Source organism: Limnohabitans planktonicus II-D5 (assembly GCF_001270065.2).
In the GTDB taxonomy this organism is placed as follows: domain Bacteria; phylum Pseudomonadota; class Gammaproteobacteria; order Burkholderiales; family Burkholderiaceae_C; genus Limnohabitans_A; species Limnohabitans_A planktonicus.
On sequence record NZ_LFYT02000003.1, the window covers coordinates 134,440 to 159,455 of the forward strand.

The window sequence follows — 25,016 nt, forward strand, 5'->3', positions numbered from 1 at the left end:
GTCCCGGGTTTTGTTTTTGAATTGAAGAGCAAGTCACCCATGTCCGTTCGTGCAGTTTACGAAGAAGAACTCCAAAAACGCGGTTATCAAAGTGATCCGGCTCAACTGCGGGCCATAGAGGCCCTTGAGCACTGCGCCAGCGAGTGGGCGGCGTACAAGTCCAAGCGTTCAAGCCTGTTGGGCAAAATCATCAGCCGCCCCGAAATCCCCAAAGGGGTCTACATGTTTGGTGGGGTAGGGCGCGGCAAGAGCTTTTTGATGGACTGCTTTTTTGAAGCGGTGCCGATCAAGCGAAAAACCCGCCTGCACTTTCACGAGTTCATGCGTGAGGTGCACCGCGAACTGACGGCCATGCAGGGCACCGTCAACCCGCTGGACGTGCTGGGCAAAAAAATGGCCAAGCGCTACCGGCTGATCTGCTTTGATGAATTTCATGTGGCCGACATCACCGACGCGATGATCTTGCACCGCCTGCTGGTGGCGTTGTTCGACAACGGCGTGGGATTTGTCACCACCTCCAACTTCATGCCCGATGGTTTGTACCCCAATGGCCTGCACCGCGACCGCATCTTGCCCGCCATTGCCTTGCTGAACCAGCGCATGAATGTGCTCAATGTGGACAACGGCACCGATTACCGCCGCCGCACGCTGGAGATGGTCAAGCTCTACCACACCCCCCTAGGGCCACAGGCCGATGCCGAGATGGACGACGCCTTTAACCGCCTGGCCACGGGGCCGGACGAGGATTCGGTGCTGCACATCGAGGCGCGCAAGATCCAGTCGCGCCGCCGCTCGGGTGATGTGGTCTGGTTTGATTTCATGGCTATTTGCGGAGGTCCACGCTCGCAAAACGATTACCTTGAAATTGCCACCCAGTTCCACACGGTGCTGCTCAGCAATGTGCCGCAATTGCCTGTGAGCATGGCTTCAGAGGCGCGTCGTTTTACGTGGCTGATCGACGTGCTTTATGACCGTCGGGTGAAGTTGATCATGTCGGCTGCTGTGGAGCCTGAAGCCCTTTATCGAGAAGGACCGATGTCGCATGAGTTTCCGCGCACGATCTCGCGCCTGCACGAGATGCAATCCAGTGAATTTTTGGCGCTGGCGCACCGCACTGTGGACACGCACCTGACATGATCAAACGCTTGTGTGGGCTTGTGTGGGTGTTCAGTGTCTCAGGCGTCAGTGCACAGGCACAGTCGGCTTTGCCGGAGCACATTGTGTCGGGCCGTGAGGAATTGAACCGCCAGCGCCAAGCCGTCATGGCGGTCCATGAACAACAAGCCAGAGATTGCTGGCAAAAATTTGCAGTCAATGCCTGTTTGAGCGATGCCCGCAAAGTCCGCAGGCAGGCTCTTGAGCCCATTCGGCAGGAGGAATTGCGCCTGAACGCGGACGAGCGCCAGTGGCGCACGGAGCAGCGCGAGATTCGGCTCGAAGGTAAACAGACGGACGTTCGGGGGCAGCCATGATCGAGGGTTCAAGTGCCGATTTGCGTTCGCCGCAGCGTCAGCTCATCGAGTGGCAAATGGCGCATGCTGATCTGGATGCGCTGATTGACCAAGCTTGCCTGGCACCTTTGCCTCTGGATGAGTTGCTTTTGCGTCGCCTGAAAAAACGGCGTCTGGCCTTGCGTGACCACATCAGCAAATTGCGTCAACTGATGGAACCCAAGGAGCCCGCTTGAGTCTTTTGGGGCAAAGGGTGGCCGAGACCCTGTCTGACCACGGCGTTTTGGCGCAGGTCGTGCCGGGATTTCAGCCTCGGCAGGGACAAACCGACATGGCCATGGCTGTGAGCCAGACTGTTCAAGAGGGTGGCCAACTGGTGGTGGAGGCGGGTACAGGTGTTGGCAAAACCTATGCGTATTTGGTGCCCGTTTTGCTGAGTGGGCAAAGGGCCTTGGTGTCTACGGCGACCAAGGCGCTGCAAGACCAATTGTTTTCGCGCGATATCCCCCGACTGGTTGAGGTGCTGGGTTTGCCGATTCGTGTGGCCTTGCTCAAGGGGCGCTCCAACTACCTGTGTCTGCACCGCATGGAGCAAGCCCGGCACAGCCCTGAGGCGGCCGAGCCCGGCGCACAAAGGGCTTTGGCCAAGATTGAAACTTGGTCGCAGGCCACACGCACGGGCGACATGGCCGAGCTGACCGGTCTGGATGAACGCTCATCGTTGTGGCCTTTGGTCACATCCACGCGGGACAATTGTCTGGGCTCGAGCTGTCCACGCTTTAAGGCCTGCCATGTGATGCTGGCTCGCAAAGAAGCCATGGCGGCGGATGTGGTGGTCATCAACCACCATTTGTTTTTTGCCGACATGGCCGTGCGTGAATCCGGTGTGGCTGAATTGCTGCCTACGGTACGAGTGACGGTGTTTGACGAAGCCCACCAGCTCAACGAAATCGGGGTCAATTTTTTGGGCAAGCAGTTGTCGACCGTTCAATTGCTGGAACTGTCCCGCGATGTGCTGGCCACGGGTTTGCAACTGGCACGGGGTTTGGTGGATTGGCAGCTCTTGAGTGGGCAATTGGAAAAAGCATCGCGCGACTTGCGCTTGGCCGCGGGCATGCATCGAGGGTCTGTGCGTTTACGCTGGACACAGTCCTTGCCTGAGGGGGTAGACGCGTCTGAGTGGACGGGGGCCATGCAGACCTTGAGCCAATCGCTGCAATTGCTGGAGGCAGGACTGGAGATGGTGACCGAGTTGGCACCCGATTTTCAGCGGCTGTCTGATCGCACGCGCGAACTTCTACAGGCGGTAGCGTTGTTTTCCAGCTTGCCTGATCCGGAGGGTGTGCGTTGGGCAGAGGTCACTGCGCAGCTTCGGCTGGTGGAGTCGCCGCTGGACATTGCTGATGCTTTTTCGGCCTTGACTCAACCCATCGCCTTGCCGACGGCATCTGCGCCCACGAATGAAGAAGCGGATGCAGCGTCTGAACAAGATCAAGTGCATGCCTGGCCTCTTGAACCCTCTGCCGAGACCCATCAGGAGCCTGTGGTTCAGCGAGCCTGGGTCTTCACTTCGGCCACCTTGGGTGATGACCACACGCTGCGCTGGTTCACCCAGCCCTGCGGCTTGTCTTCAGCCACGGTGCTGCAGGTCAGCAGTCCTTTTGACTATGCCCGCCAGGCCGCTTTGTATGTGCCTGAGCATTTACCCAAGCCCGGTGATCCGGGTCATGCTGTGCAGGTGGCGCATCTGGCTGCCGAGTCGGCGCGTTTGCTGGGCGGTAGAACCTTGGTGTTGACCACCACCTTGAATGCGATGCGCACGATTGGCGAGCAATTGCAGTCGCAACTGGATGCCAGTGCGAATGTGGAGGTTCTGGTGCAAGGCCAAAGCCCCAAGCGCCGATTGATGGAACGCTTTCGTGAGGGGGCGTCTGGCGGTCGGGCCGGTTGCGTGTTGGTGGCTTCAGCCTCTTTTTGGGAAGGCTTTGATGTGCCTGGTGATGCGCTGCAACTGGTCATCATCGATAAATTACCCTTTCCTCCGCCCGGTGACCCCTTGTTTGAGGCGCGAAGTCAGCGTGTGACGCGTGAAGGCCGCAGTGCATTTTCCGACCACGCCTTGCCCGAGGCCGCCGTGGCACTCAAGCAGGGGGCAGGTCGGCTCATTCGCAGTGAAGCTGACAGGGGGGTGCTGGTGGTGTGTGACAAGCGCTTGACCAGCATGTCGTACGGGAGGCGCTTGATTCGGGGTTTGCCCGAGATGCGGCGATTGAACTCGAATGAGGAGTTTCAGGCCGCTTTGTTGCAACTCACCACAGACGCCACCAACTCGACGACTTTTTGATGCCGTTGGCCTGGATGAATTTGGACTGGGGGAAGTTTTTTTCCAGAATGCGCTGGGTATCGTCGCGCAAGACCGTCATGCTCATGGCGTCGTAGGACTTGATCAAAATCGCCAGAGCTTCCTCTAGGGCGGGCACACCTGGGTAATCCGTGAGGGCTTGTTGTGCACGGTTGATGGCGGCAATGTGGGCACCACGGCTGGCGTAGTAACGTGCCACATGCACCTCATAGGCGGCCAGCGAATTGACAATGTAAGTCATGCGCTGGCGGGCTTCAGGGGCGTATTTGGAGTCTGGAAAACGCGTCACCAATTCCCGGAAGGACTCGTAAGAGTCTTTCGCAGCTTTTTGGTCCCGCTCTGACAAGTCCTGGTTGGTGATGGCCGAAAACAGCCCCAGGTTGTCATTGAAGTTGACCAAGCCTTTGAGGTAGATGGCGTAATCCAGCGCCGGGCTGGTCGGGTGCAGGCGAATGAAACGGTCCAGTGTGGCTACGGCCTGAACTTTGTCACCGGTTTTGTACTGCGCAAAAGCCTTGTCGATCTGGGCTTGTTGTGCCAGCACAGTGCCCGCAGCGCGACCTTCGAGCTTTTCGTACAAGCGAATGGCTTTGTCCCAAGCACCAGCATTGACCTCGTCGCGTGCTTCGCTGTAGATCTTTTCGGGCGTCCATCCCGCCGTGATGTCTTTGGGCGTGTTGGAGCAAGCTGCCAGTAGGAGGCTCAAAGCCACCACCAAGCTGGCTGGAACCACCGATAATCTGAAGCTTTGCATCTCTGACGTCCTTGAACTGTTCAATGGAATCCATTATATCGACCACCACCCTCAGTCCAGCGGTCATTTCCGCTTTGGCAGACGACGCTGAACGTCTGGATGAAAGTCCGGAGCTGGAAGTTCGAAGCACCCAGGTGCCCATGGATTTTCACGGTCAGCGCCTGGACCGTGCACTGGCCCAAATGGTGCCTGAGTTTTCGCGCAGTTATTTGCAGCAACTGATCGAGCAGGGTGAAGTCTTGGTCGACGGGCGCGTGACCACCAAGGTTTCAACCAAGGTGAGGCTGGGGCATCGCGTGCAGGTGACTTTGCGTGCCACGCCGCAGTCACAAGCTTTTGTGCCCGAGGTCATGCCCATCCAGGTGGTCTATGAAGACGCCCATCTGCGCGTCATCCACAAACCTGCAGGTCTGGTGGTGCACCCTGCACCGGGCAATTGGCGAGGCACCTTGCTCAATGGTCTGCTGGCGCTTGATCCTGCAGCCGCCGATGTACCGCGTGCAGGCATCGTGCATCGGCTGGACAAAGACACCAGTGGCTTGATGGTGGTGGCCCGCACGCGTCAGGCCATGGACGCGCTGGTGCAGCAAATTGCCGCCCGCGAGGTCCATCGCCAATACCTGGCACTTGCGCACAAAGCCTGGACCTCAGCGTCGCCACTGACCATTGAGGCCGCCATCGGGCGTGACCCTGGCAATCGGTTGCGCATGGCCGTGGTTGATTTGACGCGGCAGTCGGGCAAAACAGCGGCTACCACAGTGGAAGTGCTGGAGCAAAATGGACGGTTTTGTCTGGTGCAATGCACCTTGCACACAGGCCGCACACATCAAATTCGGGTTCACATGGCGCATGTGGGGCATGCATTGCTGGCCGATGCTGTGTATGGCGGCGCGCCTGCACTGGGCATGCAGCGCCAAGCTTTACATGCTTGGCGTTTGGCATTCACCCATCCGATCACGGGGGCTGCCATTGAACTGCGCTCCGATTTGCCTGCTGACATGGTGCAAGCATTGGGCTTGGGAGGCCTCAGTTACAATGCGCGCTTCCAGGGAGCTTGAGCCGATCATCCGGTTTGGGCACATCCAGGGCTTGGCCATAGGGGTTTTAGCTCTCCAGAACGGGTTGGTTTTTAAACCGAATCAGCCACTACCTCTGCACCTTTGACGCCGTGAGGCGTCTTTTTCCCGAAAGATTGACACCATGAATACGGCGCAAGCCAAGCGTGTCCTTGAAACAGCGCTGCTCACAGCGGGCCAGCCTTTGTCATTGCGCGAGCTGCGCACCTTATTTGACGATGCACTCGGGGCCGACACTCTGCGGCAAATGCTGCAAGACATTCAATTGGAATGGGCCCAACGCGGCCTGGAACTGGCCTGTGTGGCCAGCGGTTGGCGCTTTCAGAGCCGCCCCGAGATGCGGCAGTTCCTGGACCGATTGCATCCGGAAAAACCCCCCAAATACACCCGAGCCGTGCTGGAAACGCTGGCCATCATCGCGTACCGACAACCGGTCACCCGCGGGGATATGGAAGACATTCGTGGGGTCACCATCAGTTCGCCCATCCTCAAACAGTTGGAAGACAGAGGCTGGGTGGAAGTCATTGGCCACCGCGAAACGGTAGGACGCCCGGGGCTTTATGCCACGACGCGTCAGTTTCTGGATGATCTGGGGCTGACATCGCTGGACCAGTTGCCCATGCTCACGCAGGCCGATGGCCAAGCCTCAGCACTCTCCAGTCTGGTCGAGGACTTGCCTGTACAACCCGCCTTGTCGCTCGAAGAGGCCATTGGGCAAGTGTCTGGTTCCTTGCCTTTTGATGAGCCTGAGGCCGGTGACGTGCACAACGCGCCAGGATCTGCGCAAGCTGCAGAACCTGAGCGAGAGGCATTGCCCGAGACGATGGTCGCTGACAACCCGCAGGCTGGAGTTCCCGACGTGCACGATGCGGCGCATGGGCTGGCTTCTTCCACTTCTTCTTTTTCATCTTTGGGTGCTGCCGATTCTGGCCTTGCTCAATCCTCTACACCTCAGAGCCCCTCCCACGGCGAAGAATCCGATCACCCATGACGCCCAAAACACACGACACCCCTTCAGCCGCATCTGGTGCGGACGAATCCCGCCCCCGCAAGGTCAAACCGACGCCTGCCCAGGCTGCTTACAAGCCCATTGAATTGTCCGATGTGGTTTCTGGACAGTTTGATGAAGACGAGGAGGCCTTGCCGGTTGCCGAGGCCGATTTGGGCAAGCGCGTTCTGGCCCCCGAGGTCGATTCACCCAAACTGCACAAGGTGCTGGCACAGGCGGGCATGGGCTCGCGCCTGGAGATGGAAAAGCTCATTGCCGAAGGACGTGTGGCTGTCAACAATGAACCGGCGCACGTCGGACAACGCGTGCAATACGGTGACCAGATCAAGGTCAATGGCAAGCCGATCCGCATCCGCATTGATCCGCCACCCGCACGCGTGATCGCCTACCACAAGCCCGCTGGCGAAATCGTCAGCCATGATGATCCGCAAAACCGTCCTTCGGTTTTTCGCAAATTGCCGCGGTTGATGAATGGCAAATGGCAGTCTGTCGGTCGTCTGGACCTGAACACCGAAGGTTTGCTGTTGTTCACCAGCTCGGGCGAGCTGGCCAATCAGCTGATGCACCCCCGCTTTGGTCTGGAGCGCGAATACGCCGTTCGGGTGCTGGGTGCGCTGAGCAAGGACGAAAAACAAAAATTGCTCGACGGCGTCATGCTCGACGACGGTCCGGCGCAATTTGGCTCCATCGAAGACGGCGGTGGCGAAGGCTCCAACTGCTGGTACCGCGTGACGATTTCGGAAGGTCGCAACCGCGAGGTGCGCCGCATGATGGAGTCGGTCGGGCATGCAGTGAGCCGCCTGATCCGCATTCGCTATGGGGCCATGGTCTTGCCGCATGGCTTGCGACGTGGTGCTTGGCTGGAACTGGATGAGGCGGACATTCGCGCCTTGATGCGTGCAGCGGGCACAACGGCTCGTCCGCGCCCGGTGACCGAGCCAGCTGCGCGGACCAATCGCAATGACCGTCGCCCCCGCACGGGTGGGCAAGGGCGCGCGGGTACGGCTGTGCCGCGTGCCAAACCTGCCCCCAAACCCAACAGGGTGCCTGGCGCAGCGGGGGAAGGGCAACCCGAATCCGCCAAGACATCGACGGGCTATATTGGCGCAGAAAGCTTTAACCGATTGAAGAAAAATCCGGGCGGCACGAGCCGGGGTGGTCGCGGTGGGAGTCGCAGCCGTTAAATTCAGCGTATCCCGTGGGGCCATGCGGCCTTTCTCGCCTTTGGGTGGGGGCTGCTCAGGTTAGAATCACAGGCTTTGCCCCATGGCAAAAATGCTTTAAAAACACTTCGTTACAGGAAATCACATGGCCATCGAACGCACACTCTCTATCATCAAACCCGACGCAGTTGCCAAAAACGTGATCGGTCAGATTTACGCCCGTTTTGAAGCTGCTGGTCTGAAGGTGGTCGCCGCCAAGATGGCTCACCTGTCGCGCGGCGAAGCCGAGCAGTTCTACGCTGTGCACAGCGCACGTCCTTTCTTCAAGGACCTGGTGGATTTCATGATCTCCGGCCCCGTGATGATTCAAGCCCTGCAAGGCGAGAACGCCATTGCCAAAAACCGCGACCTGATGGGCGCGACCGACCCCAAGAAAGCCGACGCAGGCACCATCCGCGCTGACTTCGCTGACAGCATCGATGCCAACGCCGTGCACGGCTCTGACGCTCCTGAAACCGCCGCCGCTGAAGTTGCCTTCTTCTTCCCCGGCATGAACGTTTACGCACGCTGATCGCGTCGCGGCTCCAGCGCGACCTCATCTGTATGACGGCCAACCTTCTCGAATTTGACCTGGAAGGTCTGGCCGTTTTTTGTGACGGATTGGGCGAAAAGCGCTTTCGGGCCACCCAGCTGTTCCGCTGGATTCACCAGCGGGGCGCTTCTGATTTCAATCAAATGAGCGATCTGGCCAAGTCCTTGCGCCAAAAGCTCCAATCTCACGCGCACATCTCTGCGCTGCCCGTGATCAGTCAACACATTTCCTCTGACGGCACCATCAAGTGGCTGTTTGATGTGGGGGATGGCAACGCCATCGAGTCGGTGTTCATTCCTGAAGATGACCGGGGCACCCTGTGCGTGTCCTCACAAGCCGGATGTGCCGTGGGTTGTCGGTTCTGCTCCACAGGGCATCAAGGCTTCAGTCGCAATTTGACGACCGGCGAAATTCTGGCTCAGCTGTGGTTTGCCGAACATTTTCTGCGCCAACACCTCAAGACAGACGAGCGGGTCATTTCCAACGTTGTGATGATGGGCATGGGCGAGCCCTTGCAAAACTACTCGGCTTTGGTGCCTGCCTTGCGCACCATGCTCGATGACCACGGTTACGGCTTGTCGCGCCGCCGTGTCACGGTTTCAACCTCTGGCGTGGTGCCGATGATGGAGCGCCTGTCGGCCGATTGCCCGGTGGCCTTGGCGGTGTCGCTGCACGCCCCCAATGACGCATTGCGTGACAACCTCGTGCCCCTTAACCGCAAATACCCGCTGGACGAGCTGATGCAAACATGCATAGCTTATCTGGCCCATGCGCCGCGAGACTTCATCACTTTTGAATATTGCATGCTGGACGGCGTGAACGACCAACCCGAGCATGCTGAACAATTGATTGATCTGGTGCAAAAGCACGCTCGCCAAGGGCTGCGCTGCAAGTTCAATCTGATCCCGTTTAATCCCTTTCCAGCTTCGGGCTTGTTGCGCTCGCCCCATGCGCGTGTGCAGGCATTTGCTAAAAAATTGCAAGATGCAGGACTGGTGACCACCATTCGCAAAACCCGAGGCGATGACATTGATGCCGCTTGCGGACAATTGGCCGGAGATGTCAAAGATCGTACCCAGGTTCAAACCCGGATTGCGCAGCAGCGCACCATTGCCCTGGTCCCTGTTTCTTCCCTTGATTACCCAAGAGATCAGTGATGTCAGAAATCCCCATGCTTGGCGAAGAAGGCATGCCGCAGCCTTCCCGACCTGATACCCCTGAGGCTGCCACTGCAGGCCAGTTGCTGCGTGCAGCCAGAATCCGTGCGGGAGTCGATTTGTCCGCACTGTCATTGACCTTGAAAGTGTCTGTGCGACAACTACAGGCCCTGGAAGACGACGAGCACGATCCTGCCAAGGGTCCTGTTTTTGTGCGCGCCTTGGCCGCCAGCGTTTGCCGCCATTTGCATGCAGACCCTGCACCCATTCTGGCTTTGCTGCCCAAGGCGGCAAGCCACGTGAGTGCCAGTCACTTGGTGGTGAAGTCGAGCATTGCCCATGCAGAACTGACCGTCTCGCGTCCGGCCTCGGCGCGGGTCTTGACCCCTCAGGCTTTGTGGGTGGCCGCTACCATGCTGGCATTGACCTTCGCACTCATTTGGCTGCCAGCCCCTTCGCAATGGGCCTGGTTTGAGCAGGTGAATGCCTGGTTCCAGTCCTCTTCACCGGAGTCGACCACCATGGTGAGTGAACCAGAGTCTGCGCCACCTGTGATCGTTTTTCCACCACCCGATGCCTTGCCTCAAGCCTCTGAAGCTGTGGTTGTCCCTTCCCAGGTGGCAGCAGTTGCTGCGCCTCAGCCTGTGTCTGTAGTGCCTGTTCAAAGCCCGGCACCCTCGCCATCGGTTGCTGCAAGCAAACCCGAGTTGTTGTTCGCTGCTTCCGATACAACCTGGATTGAAGTGCGTGGCGGACAAAATCAGCTCGTCTGGAGCGGTGTCTTGCAAGCGGGCGAATCCAAGAGCGTGCAAAACAGCTTGCCCATGAATGTCACGGTTGGGCGAGCGAATGTGGTCACGGTCAAGTACCGGGGGCAAGCCTTTGATCTCAAGCCCCACACCAAAGTCACCGTGGCGCGTTTTGAGGTGAAAGAATGAACTCTCCTGCCTTGCCCAGTTCTGCTCCTGATTCCAAGCCTATTTCGATCGCACTGCCTGCTCATCGCGTGAGTCGTCAGTCCCGTGTGGTCTGGGGTTCGCGCGTTGTCACCGTCGGTGGAGGTGCACCGGTGCGTGTGCAGTCCATGACCAACACCGACACTGTGGATGTGATTGGCACCGCCATTCAGGTCAAGGAACTGGCGATTGCCGGCTCCGAGATGGTGCGCATCACCGTCAACACCCCTGAAGCCGCTGAGGCGGTACCGCACATCCGTGACCAACTCGACAAGATGGGCATCGACGTGCCCCTGATCGGTGATTTTCATTACAACGGCCACCGTCTGTTGACCGATTACCCGGCGTGTGCCGAAGCGCTGTCCAAATATCGCATCAACCCCGGCAACGTGGGCAAGGGCGACAAGCGCGATGTCCAGTTCGGCCAGATGATCGAAGCGGCCATGCGTTACAACAAAGCCATCCGCATCGGCGTGAATTGGGGCAGCCTCGACCAAGAATTGCTGGCCGAGCTGATGGACACCAACAGTCAACGCGCCGAACCTTGGGAAGCTCGTCAGGTCATGTATGAGGCGCTGATTTCTTCGGCCATCTCCTCGGCCCAGCGTGCCGAGGCCATGGGCCTCGAGGGTGCGCAAATTGCGCTCTCGTGCAAGGTTTCGGGCGTGCAGGACTTGATCTCGGTCTATCGCGAACTCGGCCGCCGGACCGACTACGCCTTGCACCTGGGCTTGACCGAAGCGGGCATGGGCACCAAAGGCACGGTGGCTTCCGCGGCTGCCTTGTCGGTCTTGTTGCAAGAAGGCATTGGCGACACGATACGTGTGTCGCTCACTCCCCAGCCGGGGGAGGCCCGCACGCAAGAGGTGGTGATCGCGTCCGAGATTTTGCAGTCTCTGGGGTTGCGCATTTTTGTGCCCAGCGTGACCGCTTGCCCGGGTTGCGGTCGCACCACCAGTAGCACCTTCCAAGAGTTGGCCAAACAGATTGACGACTTCTTGCGCGCCCAAATGCCCGTGTGGCGCGTGCGCTACCCCGGGGTGGAAAAGCTCAAGGTAGCCGTGATGGGCTGTATCGTGAACGGCCCCGGCGAGAGCAAACACGCTGACATCGGCATCAGTCTGCCTGGCACTGGTGAAGCGCCTGCTGCGCCGGTCTTCATCGACGGCGAAAAGCGCCTGACTTTGCGCGGCGAAGGCATCGCGCAGGAGTTTCAGGTACTGGTCGAAAACTACATTGAGAACCGTTTTGGTTCAGGATCTGCCGAGAAAAAATGAGCGAACCGGTGAAAGAAAACACCCCCAAAGTCGAAAAACTGGCTAAGGCCCAAAAGCTGGTCGGCGTCAAGGGCATGAACGACATCTTGCCGCCCGACTCGGCGCGTTGGGAGTGGCTGGAGGGCCAAGTGCGCAGTTTGATGGCGGGCTATGCCTACCGCAATGTGCGCCTGCCCATCGTCGAGCCCACCGCGCTGTTTGTACGCGGTCTGGGCGAAGTGACCGACATTGTCGAAAAGGAGATGTACTCCTTTGAAGACCGCCTGAACGGTGAGCAACTGACCTTGCGCCCCGAAGGCACGGCCGGTTTGGTGCGCTCGGTGGTCGAGCACAACCTGCTGTATGAAGGTGGCAAGCGCCTGTATTACATGGGCCCCATGTTCCGCCACGAACGCCCACAGCGCGGTCGTTACCGCCAGTTCCACCAGATTGGCGCCGAGGTGCTGGGTTTTGGCGGGCCGGAGGTGGATGCCGAACTCATCTTGCTGGCCAACGATTTGTGGAAAGTGCTGGGTCTCAAGGATGTTCGCCTGGAACTCAACAGCCTGGGCCAGCCGGCCGAGCGCCAGGCCCACCGCGCGGCACTGATCGCACACCTCGAAAAGCACAGTGACGTGCTGGATGAAGAAGCCAAGCGCCGCCTGCACAGCAACCCGCTGCGCATTCTGGACACCAAAAATCCGGCCATGCAAAGCGTGGTGGAGGCGGCCCCGCGCTTGCTCGACTTTTTGGGTGAGGCGTCCTTGGCCCACTTCAATGCGGTCAAGGCCATTCTGGATGCCAACGGCGTGGCCTACAGCATCAACCCGCGCTTGGTGCGCGGCATGGATTACTACAACCTCACGGTGTTCGAATTCATCACCACCAGTTTGGGCTCGCAAGGCACCATCTGCGGTGGTGGCCGGTATGACTATCTGATTGAGCAGATCGGCGGCAAGCCCGCACCCGCTGTGGGCTGGGCCCTGGGCGTTGAGCGCGTGCTTGAACTCATCAAGGAGCAAGGCGAGGCTTTGCCCGATCTGGCTCCGGATGTGTACGCCATCATTCCCGAAACCACGGCCTTGCCCGTAGCCATGCAGGTGTTGCAGACCTTGCGCGCCTGCGGTGTGTCGGCCCAGATGCATGCGGGCAGTGGCGACGGCATGGGCAGCATGAAATCTCAATTCAAGAAAGCCGACGGTTCCGGGGCACGTTTTGCCCTGGTTTTTGGGGCTGACGAATTGGCTCAAGGTCAGGTAGCGATCAAATCGCTGCGCGACGGAGAAGGTGCCCAGCGCACCGAGTCCTTGAGCACGGTGGCCGACTGGGCCCACAGCCTACAATCTGCGCTTTAAAGCGCAATCAGCAGTAAATACAACATGGCCAAAGCACTAGACCTTGACGAACAAGAACAACTTGACCAGATCAAACATTTCTGGAAAAACTGGGGCAACCTGATTTCATGGGTGCTGATTGTGGTGCTGGGTGGCTACGCTGCCTGGAACGGTTACCAATATTGGCAGCGCAGCCAGGCGGTCAAGGCCTCAGCCCTGTACGACGAATTCGAGCGCGCCGTGGCGTCTGGTGATGCCTCTCGTGTGGAGCGCAGTTTTGCCGACATGAAAGACAAATTTGCGGCCACGCAATTTGCCCAGCAAGCCGGTTTGCTGGCGGCCAAAAGTTTGCAGGCGCAAGGCAAAACCGAAGCGGCACGCGATGCGCTCAACTGGGTTGCTGCAGGTGCGCCCGATCCGGCTTACCGCGACATCGCCCGTTTGCGTCTGGCGGGTCTGCAACTCGATGCCAAAGCCTATGACGAGGCCTTGAAGTCCCTGAATCAGGATTTCACCCCCGCCATGGCCGGGCTGGCCGCTGACATGCGTGGTGATGTGCTGCAGGCCAAAGGCCAGGGCGCTGACGCCATTGCCGCTTATCAAAAGGCCTGGACCGCATTGGCGGACACCCCCGATTACCGTCGCTTGGTTCAAGCCAAGCTCAATGCTTTGGGTGTAGACCCTGAATCTGCGACGGCCACGGAGAGCAAAAAGTGAACAAACGGAAGTCTTTGTGTTGGCCCTTGCTGGGCTTTGTGGTGGTGTTGCTGTCTGCCTGTTCCAGTGCGCCGGAAAAACCCAAACCCGCCGCTTTGCCGGCCGTCACAGGTCAGTTGGCAGTTGCAAAACTCTGGAGCACCAGCATTGGTCCGGTGACCACACCCCTGATCGCTTCGGTCAATGGCAGCCAAGTGGCGGTGGCATCCTCTGCCGGGCAAGTGGCAGTGCTGGATGCAGGCACGGGCAAGGACATCTGGCGTCTGAATTTGAATGTCCCTATTCAAGCGGGTGTAGGCGGGGATGGTCAGCGATTTGCGGTGATCACCGGTAAAAATGAAGTCGTGGCCATGGAGTCGGGCAAGGTGATGTGGCGCTATGCCTTGTCCGCCTTGTCGTACACGCCACCGGTGGTGGCCGGGCAACGTGTGTTTGTCCTGACGGCCGATCGCGCAGTCACTGCACTCGATGGTGCCACGGGTCAAAAGCTCTGGACTCAGCAACGCGCAGGCGACCCTCTGGTGCTGCAGCAGGCGGGTTTGCTGATGCCTTTTGGCGATACCTTGCTGGCCGGTTGGGGTGGCCGTCTGGCTTCATTGAACCCGACCACAGGCGCGGTGCGTTGGGAGACCTTGCTCGGCGCTTCTCGTGGTACCAATGAAGTTGAGCGTCTGGTGGACCTGGTGGCGGGTGTGAGCCGTCTGGGCAACACCGTGTGCGCCCGGGCCTTTCAGTCTGCTGTGGCCTGTCTCGATGGCCATCGGGGCACGATCCAATGGAGTCGCTCGGCTCAAGGTCACCAAGGCGTTGACGGGGATGACAAACTCATTTTTGGAGCGGAGTCTGACAGCAAAGTTGTGGCTTGGCAGCGCTCGAGTGGTCAAAACGCCTGGACCCAAGATGCCTTGCGTTTTCGCGGTTTGACAGCGCCATTGGTCATGGAACGTTCTTTGGTGTTGGGTGATGCTGATGGCCAGCTGCACTTTTTGTCCAAACAGGACGGTCAGGCTTTACAACGTTTGAGCACAGATGGCAGTGCCATCATGGGCCGACCGGTGTTGGCAGGGCAAATTTTGGTGGTGGTGACACGCACCGGGGGCGTCTTCGGATTTCGCCCTGAATGATGGATCGGAAAATTTTTAAGTGAAACCTGTTTTGGCCCTGGTGGGCCGCCCCAATGTGGGCAAATCCACGCTGTTCAACCGACTCACCAAAAGTCGTGATGCCATCGTGGCTGACTTTGCGGGCTTGACCCGTGACCGCCATTACGGCAATGGCAAACAAGGTCGTCAAGAGTTCATCGTGATTGATACGGGCGGTTTCGAGCCCGATGCCAGCACCGGCATTTACAAGGAAATGGCCAAGCAAACCCAGCAAGCGGTGGCCGAAGCTGATGTAGTGATTTTTGTGGTCGATGCGCGTGGCGGTTTGTCTGCGCAAGACCACGACATCGCCAAATACCTGCGCAAGATTGGCAAACCCACTTTGCTGGTCGCCAACAAAGCCGAGGGCATGCTCGAAGGCATCCAGCTGACCGAGTTCTATGAATTGGGTTTGGGTGAGGTGATTGCCATTTCGGCCGCGCATGGACAAGGCACGCGCGGCTTGGTGGAGCTGGCATTTGAGTTGCTCAACCTTCCGGATGAACCGGAAGAAACCGAAGAGGACCCTGCGGTCATCAAACTCGCCGTGGCAGGGCGCCCCAACGTGGGCAAGTCCACCTTGATCAACACCTGGTTGGGTGAAGAGCGCCTGGTGGCTTTTGACATGCCAGGCACGACGCGTGATGCGATTTCAGTCCCGTTTGAAAAGCAAGGCCAAAAGTTCGAGCTGATCGACACCGCGGGTTTGCGCCGCAAGGGCAAAGTATTTGAGGCCATCGAGAAGTTCTCGGTGGTCAAAACCTTACAAGCCATCGAGTCGGCCAATGTGGTGCTGTTGCTACTCGACGCGGAGCAGGGCGTGACAGACCAGGACGCGCACATCGCCGGTTACGCGCTGGAAAGCGGTCGTGCCATGGTCTTGGCCGTGAACAAATGGGATGCTGTTGACGAGTACCAGCGCCAGTTGGTGCAGCGCTCGATCGAGACGCGGCTTCCGTTTTTGAGCTTTGCCAACATGCACTTCATCTCGGCCAAAAAACGCCAGGGCCTGGGACCGGTTTGGGGCTCCATTGTTCAAGCCCACAAGGCGGCCATGTGCAAAATGAGCACACCGATTTTGACGCGTTTGTTGCTGGAGGCCGTGCAGTTCCAAAGTCCTCAGCGCGGCGGCATGTTCCGCCCCAAGTTGCGCTATGCGCATCAGGGCGGCATGAACCCGCCTGTGATCGTGGTCCACGGCAATTCGCTGGAGCATGTGACCGATTCCTACAAGCGTTTTCTGGAAGCGCGTTTCCGCAAAGCCTTTGATCTGTCGGGCACACCACTCAGGATCGAGATGAAAACCTCCACCAATCCGTATGCTGACAAGGATTCCTCCTGATTTTTGCGGATTTGTTTTTTTCAGCCAGTTCACCCGCAGCCCTGTGTTAAGGTCTGTACTTCACAACTTTTGAACACGGAGAATATCGTGAACAATAAAGGTCAACTTTTGCAAGACCCCTTCCTGAACGCTCTGCGCCGCGAACACGTGCCAGTGTCGATTTATCTGGTCAACGGCATCAAGCTGCAAGGTCAGATTGAATCCTTCGATCAGTATGTGGTTTTGTTGCGCAACACCCTCACGCAAATGGTCTACAAGCACGCCATTTCAACCATCGTGCCCGGGCGTTCTGTCACCTTCAGCACCCCAGAGTTGGGCGAAATAACCGCTTGATGCAGCCTCCAAACAAATGGTGGTGCCCCAAGGTACTGCCAGAGGTCGCTGACAGTGTCTGAAACCTCTTTCAACGCCCCAGCGCCGACCTTATTGGTCGGCGTTGACTTTGGGCGAGCACATTTCGATGCCGACTTGCAAGAGTTGGGCCTGCTGGCCGAATCCGGTGGCTTGAAACCTGTTGCTCGTTTGACCTGCAAACGCAAAGCGCCCGATCCAGCGCTGTTTGTGGGCAGTGGTAAAGCCGATGAAATCAAGGAGTTGGCCCTGATGCATGGCGCTGTCGAGGTTTTGTTTGACCAAGCCCTGAGCCCGGCGCAGCAGCGCAATCTGGAGCGTCACATCGGCTTGCCCGTGAATGACCGCACGCTGCTGATTCTTGAAATTTTTGGCCAGCGTGCGCGAAGTCACGAAGGCAAGTTGCAAGTCGAGTTGGCGCGTCAACAATACCTCAGCACACGTTTGGTGCGGCGTTGGTCGCACTTGGAGCGGCAAAGCGGCGGTATTGGCATGCGAGGTGGTCCGGGCGAAACACAAATCGAATTGGACCGCCGCATGATCAACGATTCGATCAAGCGCATCAAAGAACGCTTGGTCAAAGTCAAGCGCCAGCGCAACACACAGCGGCGTCAACGCGATCGCCGCGATACCTTCAACATTTCATTGGTGGGTTACACCAACGCAGGCAAATCCACCTTGTTCAATGCCTTGGTCAAGGCGCGCGCCTACGCGGCCGACCAACTTTTTGCCACACTGGACACCACCACCCGCCAACTGTATTTGGGCGAAGCAGGCCGGTCGGTGTCTTTGTCTGACACCGTGGGCTTCATCCGCGACTTACCCCACGGCCTGGTGGAGGCTTTTCAGGCCACCTTGCAAGAGGCCACTGATGCCGATTTGCTGCTGCATGTGGTGGATGCCGCCAACCCGGATTGGCCCGAGCAAATGGCCGAGGTACAGAAGGTGTTGACCGAAATCGGGGCCGAGGACGTGCCCCAGCTTTTGGTCTTCAACAAACTCGATGCACTGGACGCAGAACGTTACCCTGTGCAACTGCAAGACCAATACGAGATGGACGGTCAGCCCGTGCCTCGTGTGTTTTTGAGTGCCCAATCAGGCAAGGGCTTGGATTTGCTGCGTTCTGCCTTGTCCGACATTGTCAAAACCGCCTTGCCCCCCACTGTTTCTGAAGCCGCAGATCCCCGTGACTTGACCCGGGAATATCCGGGTGATCTGCATTGAAGTCCCACTGAATTCGGCACAATGCGAGTTCGTCATTTCGACAAAGACACTTCACCATGAATTTTCATCTGCCAGCGCTGCGTTGGTCTTTGCTCCCCGCCAAGATCCGAGGCATGTTCAATCTGAACGACCCACGTTGGGGTCGGGATGACGACAAATCCACCTCTGATTCGGGCAACAAACCCTCTGGCGATGTGCCACCCACTGGCCCCAAGCCAGATGCTTGGCAGCAACCACCCGGTCGTGGTTCACAGCAACAGCAAAACGGCCCACCCGATCTGGATGAACTCTGGCGTGATTTCAACCGCAAGCTGGGTCAGTTGTTTGGCGGTAAGGGTGGTCCCCAAAAGCCCCAAGGCCCTGGCGGTTCTGGCGGTCCAGGCATGCCTGTTTTCTTTAAAAACCTCGGCTTGGGTGTGATCCTGGCGGCTGCTGTGTTGGTTTGGCTCGCCACGGGATTCTTCATCGTGCAAGAGGGTCAGCAAGCCGTGATCACCCAGTTCGGCAAGTACCACTCCACCGTGGGGGCGGGTTTCAATTGGCGCATGCCTTACCCCGTGCAGCGTCACGAGTTGGTGTTTGTGACCCAAATCCGTTCGGTGGACATTGGCCGCGACAACATCATCAAAGCCACAGGCCTGCGTGAATCGGCCATGTTGACTGAAGACGAGAACATTGTGGAGATCAAGTTTGCGGTGCAATACCGTTTGAACGATGCCCGCGCCTATTTGTTTGAAAGCCGCAACCCCACTGAGGCGGTCGTTCAATCCGCTGAGACAGCTGTACGCGAAGTGGTGGGCAAGATGAAGATGGACTCTGCCCTGGCCGAAGAGCGCGACCAGATCGCGCCCCGTGTCCGCGAAAAAATGCAAACCATTTTGGACCGCTACAAAGTGGGTATCGAGGTGGTTGGCATCAACTTGCAGCAAGGTGGTGTGCGTCCACCCGAGCAGGTTCAGGCCGCGTTTGACGATGTGCTCAAAGCCGGTCAGGAACGCGAACGCGCCAAGAACGAAGCCCAAGCCTATGCCAACGATGTGGTGCCACGTGCCGTGGGTGCTGCGTCTCGCCTGAAGGAAGAAGCCGATGCTTACCGTGAGCGCATAGTGGCGCAAGCCGAAGGTGATGCCGAGCGCTTCAGAACCATCTTGCCTGAGTACCAAAGGTCGCCACAAGTCATGCGCGACCGCCTGTACACCGACACCATGCAACAGATTTACAGCAATGTGACCAAGGTGCTGGTGGACAGCAAGCAAGGCTCGAACCTCTTGTATTTGCCACTCGACAAAATCATGCAACAAGTCAGCAGTGTGGCACCGCCCGCAGTGGACAGCGCAGCTGCTGTACCTGCCACGACCAGTGGTGCCAGCACTGGGGCTGTGGACACGCGTTCGCGTGACCTGCAGCGTTCGCGTGACCGCGATCCACGATAAGGAAAAACAAAATGAATCGCATAGGATTGTGGATTTCGACTTTGCTGGTGGCCTTCGTGCTGTTCAGCTCTACCGTGTTTGTGGTTGATCAGCGCCAGTTTGGCGTGGTTTATGCCTTGGGGCAGATCAAGGAAGTGATCACCGAGCCCGGTTTGCACTTCAAACTGCCGCCCCCGCTGCAAAACGTCAACTACATCGACAAACGCCTGCTCACGCTGGACAGCCCCGACAACGAGCCCATGCTTACAGCTGAAAAGCAGCGTGTCGTGATCGACTGGTATGTGCGTTGGCGCATCACCGACCCACAGGCTTACATCCGCAACGTGGGCTTGGACGAAAAGTCCGGCACCAACCAGCTCAACCGAGTGGTGCGCAACGCCTTCCAGGAAGAAATCAACAAGCGCACCGTCAAGGAATTGCTGTCACTCAAACGTGAAGAGTTGATGGACGATGTCAAGGCCGCTGTGCTGCTGGTTGTCAAAGGTGCCAAGCCTTGGGGCGTTGATGTGGTGGATGTGCGCATCACACGAGCCGACTATGTGGACACCATCACCGAGTCGGTCTATCGCCGCATGGAAGCCGAACGCAAGCGGGTGGCCAACGAATTGCGCTCAACTGGTGGTGCCGAAGGCGAAAAAATCCGCGCCGATGCTGATCGCCAGCGTGAAGTGACCATTGCCAATGCTTACCGTGATGCCCAAAAAATCAAAGGGCAGGGCGATGCGCAAGCGGCTCGCTTGTATGCGGAATCGTTTGGCCGTGACCCCCAATTTGCGCAGTTTTACCGCAGCCTTGAAGCCTATAAATCCAGCTTCAACAGCAAGAGTGACGTGATGGTGCTCGATCCGAGCAGTTCCGAATTCTTCAAAGGCATGCGTGGCGCAGCAGGCAACGCAGCTGCTCGAAAGTAAGTTTTGCTCGATACCCTCCTGATGGCATTGGGCCTGATGCTCATCCTGGAGGGCTTGATGCCCATGGTCTCGCCGCTTCGTTGGCGCAGTCTGTTTGAGCAGTTGCTCAAGCTTGAAGATGGGCAGATCCGGTTTTTTGGCATGGTCATGGTCATCATGGGCATGTTGTTGTTCTGGTTGGTTTCCTGAACAGATTCCGGGAAACGTGCCTGCAACCCGGTAAAATCTCGTTTTTAACAGTCCCCCCTTATTCCCATGTCTGCTTGGGTCCTACCGGATCACATTGCCGATGTCTTGCCCTCCGAGGCTCGCCACATCGAAGAACTCCGCCGCGAACTGCTGGATACCGCCCGTAGCTATGGCTACGAGTTGGTCATGCCGCCGTTGCTGGAGTATCTGGAATCCCTGCTCACCGGCACGGGCGAAGCGCTCGATTTGCAAACTTTCAAGTTGGTGGATCAGTTGTCGGGTCGTACCCTGGGTTTGCGTGCAGACACCACGCCCCAAGTGGCCCGCATTGACGCCCACTTGCTCGGCCGTGCTGGCCTGACCCGCCTGTGCTACTGCGGCCCAGTTCTGCATACTCGGCCGGCACGCCCGCACGCCACCCGCGAACCTCTGCAATTGGGGGCCGAAATTTACGGCCATGCCGGGCCTGAAGCGGATCTGGAAATTTTGCAATTGGCGCTCGACAGCCTACGCGCCGCCCGCGTGGGCAATTTGCAGGTTGATTTGGCCGATGCCCGAATCGTGAACAGCTTGCTGCAGGCCGAACCCATGTCCGACGCGCTGCGTCACGACATCCATGCCGCTCTCGCGATCAAAGACGCCAGTGCCATTGTCCGTTTGACCGCTGACTTTGCACAGGCCAACCGCGACGGTTTGCTGGCCTTGGTCAATTTGTACGGCGATGCCAGCGTGCTCGAGCAGGCGGCACAATGTTTGCCCGCGACGCCCGCCATCACCGAAGCCTTGAGCCAACTGCGTGCCCTGGCTGAACAAATCCCGGGCGCAGCCATCAGTTTTGATCTGGGTGACTCGCGTGGTTACGCTTATTACAGCGGCATGCGCTTTGCGATTTACGCACAAGGCGCATCTGACGCTTTGGCGCGGGGTGGACGCTACGACGGAGTGGGCGCTGTGTTTGGTCACCGCATCGACCGCGATCGCCCCGCTGTGGGTTTCAGCCTCGATTTGAAAGAATTGGTGTCGGCCGTCAAGCCACTGGCTTTGCGAGCTGCCATCCGTGCACCGTGGGGCCATACCGCCAGCTTGCGCGCGGCGATTGCTTCATTGCGCAGCCGGGGCGAAACCGTGGTGTGTGTCTTGCCCGGGCACGAAAGTGAAATCGACGAATTCCATTGCGACCGCGAGTTGATCGAAGCGGCTGGGCAGTGGTTGGTACAGGCTCTTTGAGAAAGAACATTTCAAGCATGAACAAGTTGCAAGGCCGTAACGTGGTCGTCGTTGGCACCCAATGGGGCGACGAGGGCAAAGGCAAACTGGTCGACTGGTTGACCGAAAGCGCCCAGGGCGTGGTGCGTTTCCAGGGGGGCCATAACGCAGGCCACACCTTGGTGATCAACGGCGTGAAAACCGCTTTGCACCTGATCCCCAGCGGCATCATGCGCGCTGGCGTCAAGTGCTACATCGGCAACGGTGTGGTCCTGTCCGTGCCCAAGCTGCTCGAAGAAATTGCAGGCCTTGAAAAAGCCGGTGTCGAGGTGCGCTCGCGCTTGCGCGTGAGCGAAGCTTGCCCGCTGATCTTGCCCTACCACGTTGCTTTGGATGTGGGCCGTGAAGCCGCCAAGGAAAAAGCCGGTACCGCCAAAATCGGCACCACCGGCCGCGGCATCGGCCCCGCTTATGAAGACAAAGTGGCGCGACGTGCCCTGCGCGTGCAAGACCTCAAATACCCCGAGCGTTTTGCCACCAAGCTGCGCGAAAACCTGGCTTTGCACAACGAAATTCTGGTCAACATCCTGGGTGCCGCGCCTGTGGACTTTGACACCACTTACAACGAAGCCATGGCGTATGCCAAAGAGTTGCTGCCCATGGTGGCCGATGTCTCGCGCGAGTTGAACGACGCCCATGCTGCGGGTGCGAATTTGCTGTTCGAAGGCGCGCAAGGCACCTTGCTCGACGTGGACCACGGCACTTACCCCTTTGTGACGTCGAGCAACTGCGTGGCGGGCAATGCCGCTGCAGGCTCTGGCGTGGGGCCGGGCATGCTGCACTACATCTTGGGCATCACAAAAGCCTATTGCACCCGCGTGGGCGGTGGTCCATTCCCCACCGAACTCGATTGGGAAACCCCCGGCACACCCGGCTACCACATGTCCACCGTCGGCGCTGAAAAAGGCGTCACCACCGGCCGTTCACGCCGCTGTGGCTGGTTCGACGCCGCTTTGCTCAAGCGCAGTGCTCAGGTCAATGGTTTGAGTGGTTTGTGTATCACCAAGCTCGACGTGCTCGATGGCTTGAAAGAATTGTGGTTGTGCACCGGCTACGAGCTGGACGGCGAAACGATTGACATCCTGCCCATGGGCGCAGACGAAATCGCCCGCTGCAAGCCGATTTATGAAGTGATTCCCGGCTGGACGGAAACCACCGTGGGCGTGACCGAGATGGACAAGCTGCCGGCCACGGCCCGTTATTACCTGGACCGCATTGCCCGAGTGACCGGCGTGCCTGTGCATGTGGTCTCCACCAGCCCCGACCGTGACCACACGATCTTGCTGCACAACCCCTTTGCCGCCTGAGTCTTGGGTCAGGCAAACCGAGCTAGATTTGAAACCCTTATTTTTTGGAGTGACCCCATGTTGACCGAAGACGGCAAGCATCTGTACGTGAGCTACGACGAGTACCACAACCTGATCGAAAAACTCGCGATCAAAATTCACCAGTCCGGCTGGGAATTCGACACCATTCTGTGTCTGGCCCGTGGCGGCATGCGCCCCGGCGACATTCTCTCGCGCGTGTTCGACAAACCGCTGGCCATCATGTCCACCAGCTCCTACCGCGCCGACTCTGGCACGGTGCAGGGCCACTTGGACATCGCCCGCTTCATCACCACACCCAAAGGCGAGATCGCCGGCAAAGTGCTGTTGGTGGACGACCTGGCCGACACGGGTCACACCCTGCGTGCTGTGGTTGACCAGCTGAAAAACAATTACAAGCCGATCACCGAGCTGCGCACCGCCGTCATCTGGACCAAGGGCGTGTCCACCTTCAAGCCCGATTACTCGATTGAGGACTTGCCCACCAACCCCTGGATTCACCAGCCTTTCGAGCCGTATGACAGCATGCGCCCCGAAAAGTTGATGGAAAAGTGGCGCGTTTGAGTGGCGTCTAACTTTTCCTGAGTTGACCTCCAACAGCCTCCTTAGGGAGGCTGTTTGCATTAGGATGTCCGGATGCAAAAAGACCTCCAAAATCTGCCCTCCGAGACCAGCGTCACCGGTCTGATTCACCACCCCTACACACCACCTGCCGGGTTCGAAGCGCCACAGCCGGGCGTGTTCAAAGCCTCGACGGTTTACTTTCCCACCGTGGCCCACATGCGCCAGCGCGAGTGGAAAGACAAATCGGCCTACACCTACGGCCTGCACGGCACGCCCACCACTTATTTGCTTGAGGAACGTTTGTGCACGCTGGAGGGGGGCTTGCAATGTGTGCTGGTGCCCAGTGGGCTGGCTGCTTTGGCCCTGGTGGCTTTAGCGGTCCTGAAAACCGGCGACGAAGTCCTGATTCCGGACAACGCCTACGGCCCCAACAAAGCGCTGGCTGACGGTGAGTTGCGCCACTTCGGCATCACGCACCGCTTTTACGACCCGATGGACCCGCAAGATCTGTCCCGGCAGATCACGCCCCGTACCCGCCTGGTGTGGCTAGAAGCGCCCGGCTCGGTCAGCATGGAATTTCCCGATTTGCCCGAGATGGTGCGCCGCTGCCGCGAGCGCGGTGTCTTGTGCGCCCTGGACAACACCTGGGGCGCTGGCCTGGCCTTCAAGCCTTTTGATTTGCTGGGCGATGGCGCTGGCGGGGAGGGCAGCTTGGCGGTAGACTTCAGCGCTCATGCGCTCACCAAATACCCGAGCGGCGGTGGCGATGTGCTGATGGGCAGTGTCATCACACGCGACGCGGCCTTGCATCTCCAAATCAAACTTTGCCACATGCGCCTGGGCTTGGGCGTGGCGGCCAACGACGCCGAAACTGTGCTGCGCTCCTTGCCCAGCATTGCGCTGCGTTATGCCGCACATGATCAGACCGCCCGCACCTTGGCCGCCTGGTGGCAAAAGCAGCCGCAATGCGCACAGTTGCTACACCCTGCTTTTGAAGGTGCGCCCGGTCATGCACATTGGCAGGCCTTGTGTGATCATGCGCCCGGCGCAGGCCTGGCGGCGGGCTTATTCAGCGTCATGATCGATGCGCGTTTCAGCCAAGCCCAGGTGGATGCCTTCTGTGATGGCCTCAAGCTCTTCAAGATCGGCTACAGCTGGGGAGGCCCTGTGAGCCTGGTGGTGCCCTACGACATTGCCTCCATGCGCCAAGCCTGGCCAGGCCATTTGAAGCAGGGCACCTTGGTGCGTTTTTCGACGGGCCTGGAATCGGCGCAGGACCTGATGCTTGACTTGCATCAAGCCTTGCAGGCGCATTTGCCCATGGCCTGATTCCTTCAGACACTTGAAGGACACTTTTGGGTCAGGCCATACTGGTTTACTGGCTGTTCAAAGTCTACCGGTGGGGCTAATCTGAAATCCCTTGCCATTACAAATGGACTTTT

The 25,016-nt window shown here is 58.6% G+C and carries 25 protein-coding genes; 24 read left to right on the forward strand and 1 reads right to left on the reverse strand.

Annotated features, from left to right (window positions below):
• Window positions 1-39 precede the first annotated feature (39 nt).
• The 4 genes from zapE to H663_RS23690 are packed head-to-tail and all read left to right on the forward strand — an operon-like array spanning window position 40 to window position 3,795.
• Window positions 40-1,137, forward strand: a complete 1,098-nt coding sequence (gene zapE, locus H663_RS23675) for a cell division protein ZapE (RefSeq protein ID WP_053177017.1) — start codon at window positions 40-42, stop codon at window positions 1,135-1,137.
• Window positions 1,134-1,472 carry a hypothetical protein gene (locus tag H663_RS23680; protein WP_053176514.1) on the forward strand — a complete coding sequence of 113 codons (339 nt, stop codon included), beginning with the start codon at window positions 1,134-1,136 and terminating at the stop codon, window positions 1,470-1,472. Before zapE ends, H663_RS23680 begins: the two co-directional genes overlap by 4 nt.
• A complete protein-coding gene (locus tag H663_RS23685; protein WP_053176512.1) occupies window positions 1,469-1,687 on the forward strand; it encodes a DUF465 domain-containing protein in 219 nt (72 codons plus the stop codon). Before H663_RS23680 ends, H663_RS23685 begins: the two co-directional genes overlap by 4 nt.
• The gene (locus tag H663_RS23690) at window positions 1,684-3,795 is read left to right on the forward strand and encodes an ATP-dependent DNA helicase (protein WP_053176510.1); all 2,112 of its coding nucleotides are present in this window, start codon (window positions 1,684-1,686) and stop codon (window positions 3,793-3,795) included. Before H663_RS23685 ends, H663_RS23690 begins: the two co-directional genes overlap by 4 nt.
• Here H663_RS23690 and H663_RS23695 read toward each other — a convergent pair.
• Window positions 3,761-4,567 carry an outer membrane protein assembly factor BamD gene (locus H663_RS23695; protein WP_053176508.1) on the reverse strand — a complete coding sequence of 269 codons (807 nt, stop codon included), beginning with the start codon at window positions 4,565-4,567 and terminating at the stop codon, window positions 3,761-3,763. The genes H663_RS23690 and H663_RS23695 overlap by 35 nt on opposite strands.
• 23 nt (window positions 4,568-4,590) lie before the next feature.
• Here H663_RS23695 and H663_RS23700 point away from each other — a divergent pair, with 23 nt between their 5' ends.
• The 20 genes from H663_RS23700 (at window position 4,591) to H663_RS23800 (ending at window position 24,903) form a co-directional block, all read left to right on the forward strand.
• Window positions 4,591-5,625, forward strand: a complete 1,035-nt coding sequence (locus tag H663_RS23700) for an RluA family pseudouridine synthase (protein ID WP_053176506.1) — start codon at window positions 4,591-4,593, stop codon at window positions 5,623-5,625.
• 142 nt (window positions 5,626-5,767) lie between these two features.
• Window positions 5,768-6,634, forward strand: a complete 867-nt coding sequence (gene scpB / locus H663_RS23705) for an SMC-Scp complex subunit ScpB (protein WP_083451344.1) — start codon at window positions 5,768-5,770, stop codon at window positions 6,632-6,634.
• Window positions 6,631-7,836, forward strand: a complete 1,206-nt coding sequence (locus H663_RS23710) for a pseudouridine synthase (protein WP_053176504.1) — start codon at window positions 6,631-6,633, stop codon at window positions 7,834-7,836. The genes scpB and H663_RS23710 overlap by 4 nt, the downstream gene beginning before the upstream one ends.
• A gap of 124 nt (window positions 7,837-7,960) precedes the next feature.
• Window positions 7,961-8,386 (forward strand): nucleoside-diphosphate kinase, encoded by a 426-nt coding sequence (ndk, locus tag H663_RS23715; protein WP_053176502.1) that lies wholly within the window; start codon window positions 7,961-7,963, stop codon window positions 8,384-8,386.
• Between the two features lie 32 nt (window positions 8,387-8,418).
• On the forward strand, window positions 8,419-9,564 hold the full coding sequence (gene rlmN, locus H663_RS23720) for a dual-specificity RNA methyltransferase RlmN (protein WP_053176500.1): 1,146 nt from the start codon (window positions 8,419-8,421) through the stop codon (window positions 9,562-9,564).
• Window positions 9,564-10,502 (forward strand): helix-turn-helix domain-containing protein, encoded by a 939-nt coding sequence (locus H663_RS23725; protein ID WP_053176498.1) that lies wholly within the window; start codon window positions 9,564-9,566, stop codon window positions 10,500-10,502. The genes rlmN and H663_RS23725 overlap by 1 nt, the downstream gene beginning before the upstream one ends.
• Entirely contained in the window at window positions 10,499-11,797 is a 1,299-nt protein-coding gene (gene ispG, locus H663_RS23730; RefSeq protein ID WP_053176496.1) for a flavodoxin-dependent (E)-4-hydroxy-3-methylbut-2-enyl-diphosphate synthase, read from the forward strand. The genes H663_RS23725 and ispG overlap by 4 nt, the downstream gene beginning before the upstream one ends.
• Window positions 11,794-13,131 (forward strand): histidine--tRNA ligase, encoded by a 1,338-nt coding sequence (hisS, locus tag H663_RS23735; protein ID WP_053176494.1) that lies wholly within the window; start codon window positions 11,794-11,796, stop codon window positions 13,129-13,131. The genes ispG and hisS overlap by 4 nt, the downstream gene beginning before the upstream one ends.
• 24 nt (window positions 13,132-13,155) lie before the next feature.
• Window positions 13,156-13,827, forward strand: a complete 672-nt coding sequence (locus H663_RS23740; RefSeq protein WP_053176492.1) for a YfgM family protein — start codon at window positions 13,156-13,158, stop codon at window positions 13,825-13,827.
• Window positions 13,824-14,951: an outer membrane protein assembly factor BamB gene (gene bamB / locus H663_RS23745; RefSeq protein ID WP_053176490.1), complete on the forward strand. Its 1,128-nt coding sequence runs from the start codon at window positions 13,824-13,826 to the stop codon at window positions 14,949-14,951. Before H663_RS23740 ends, bamB begins: the two co-directional genes overlap by 4 nt.
• Before the next feature lie 19 nt (window positions 14,952-14,970).
• On the forward strand, window positions 14,971-16,311 hold the full coding sequence (der, locus tag H663_RS23750; RefSeq protein ID WP_053176488.1) for a ribosome biogenesis GTPase Der: 1,341 nt from the start codon (window positions 14,971-14,973) through the stop codon (window positions 16,309-16,311).
• An 87-nt stretch (window positions 16,312-16,398) separates the two neighbouring features.
• Window positions 16,399-16,644 (forward strand): RNA chaperone Hfq, encoded by a 246-nt coding sequence (hfq, locus tag H663_RS23755; RefSeq protein WP_053176486.1) that lies wholly within the window; start codon window positions 16,399-16,401, stop codon window positions 16,642-16,644.
• A 54-nt stretch (window positions 16,645-16,698) separates the two neighbouring features.
• A complete protein-coding gene (gene hflX / locus H663_RS23760; RefSeq protein ID WP_053176484.1) occupies window positions 16,699-17,886 on the forward strand; it encodes a GTPase HflX in 1,188 nt (395 codons plus the stop codon).
• Window positions 17,887-17,942: 56 nt separating this feature from the next.
• Window positions 17,943-19,319 carry an FtsH protease activity modulator HflK gene (gene hflK / locus H663_RS23765; protein WP_053176479.1) on the forward strand — a complete coding sequence of 459 codons (1,377 nt, stop codon included), beginning with the start codon at window positions 17,943-17,945 and terminating at the stop codon, window positions 19,317-19,319.
• A gap of 11 nt (window positions 19,320-19,330) precedes the next feature.
• Window positions 19,331-20,230: a protease modulator HflC gene (hflC, locus tag H663_RS23770; RefSeq protein WP_053176477.1), complete on the forward strand. Its 900-nt coding sequence runs from the start codon at window positions 19,331-19,333 to the stop codon at window positions 20,228-20,230.
• A gap of 3 nt (window positions 20,231-20,233) precedes the next feature.
• The gene (locus H663_RS23775) at window positions 20,234-20,419 is read left to right on the forward strand and encodes a DUF2065 domain-containing protein (RefSeq protein ID WP_053176472.1); all 186 of its coding nucleotides are present in this window, start codon (window positions 20,234-20,236) and stop codon (window positions 20,417-20,419) included.
• 66 nt (window positions 20,420-20,485) lie between these two features.
• A complete protein-coding gene (locus H663_RS23780; protein WP_053176470.1) occupies window positions 20,486-21,646 on the forward strand; it encodes an ATP phosphoribosyltransferase regulatory subunit in 1,161 nt (386 codons plus the stop codon).
• Window positions 21,647-21,663: 17 nt separating this feature from the next.
• Window positions 21,664-22,992: an adenylosuccinate synthase gene (locus H663_RS23785; RefSeq protein ID WP_053176468.1), complete on the forward strand. Its 1,329-nt coding sequence runs from the start codon at window positions 21,664-21,666 to the stop codon at window positions 22,990-22,992.
• 57 nt (window positions 22,993-23,049) lie between these two features.
• On the forward strand, window positions 23,050-23,574 hold the full coding sequence (locus H663_RS23790; RefSeq protein ID WP_053176466.1) for a phosphoribosyltransferase: 525 nt from the start codon (window positions 23,050-23,052) through the stop codon (window positions 23,572-23,574).
• A 72-nt stretch (window positions 23,575-23,646) separates the two neighbouring features.
• Window positions 23,647-24,903 (forward strand): PLP-dependent transferase, encoded by a 1,257-nt coding sequence (locus H663_RS23800; protein WP_053176463.1) that lies wholly within the window; start codon window positions 23,647-23,649, stop codon window positions 24,901-24,903.
• The last annotated feature ends 113 nt before the right edge of the window (window positions 24,904-25,016 follow it).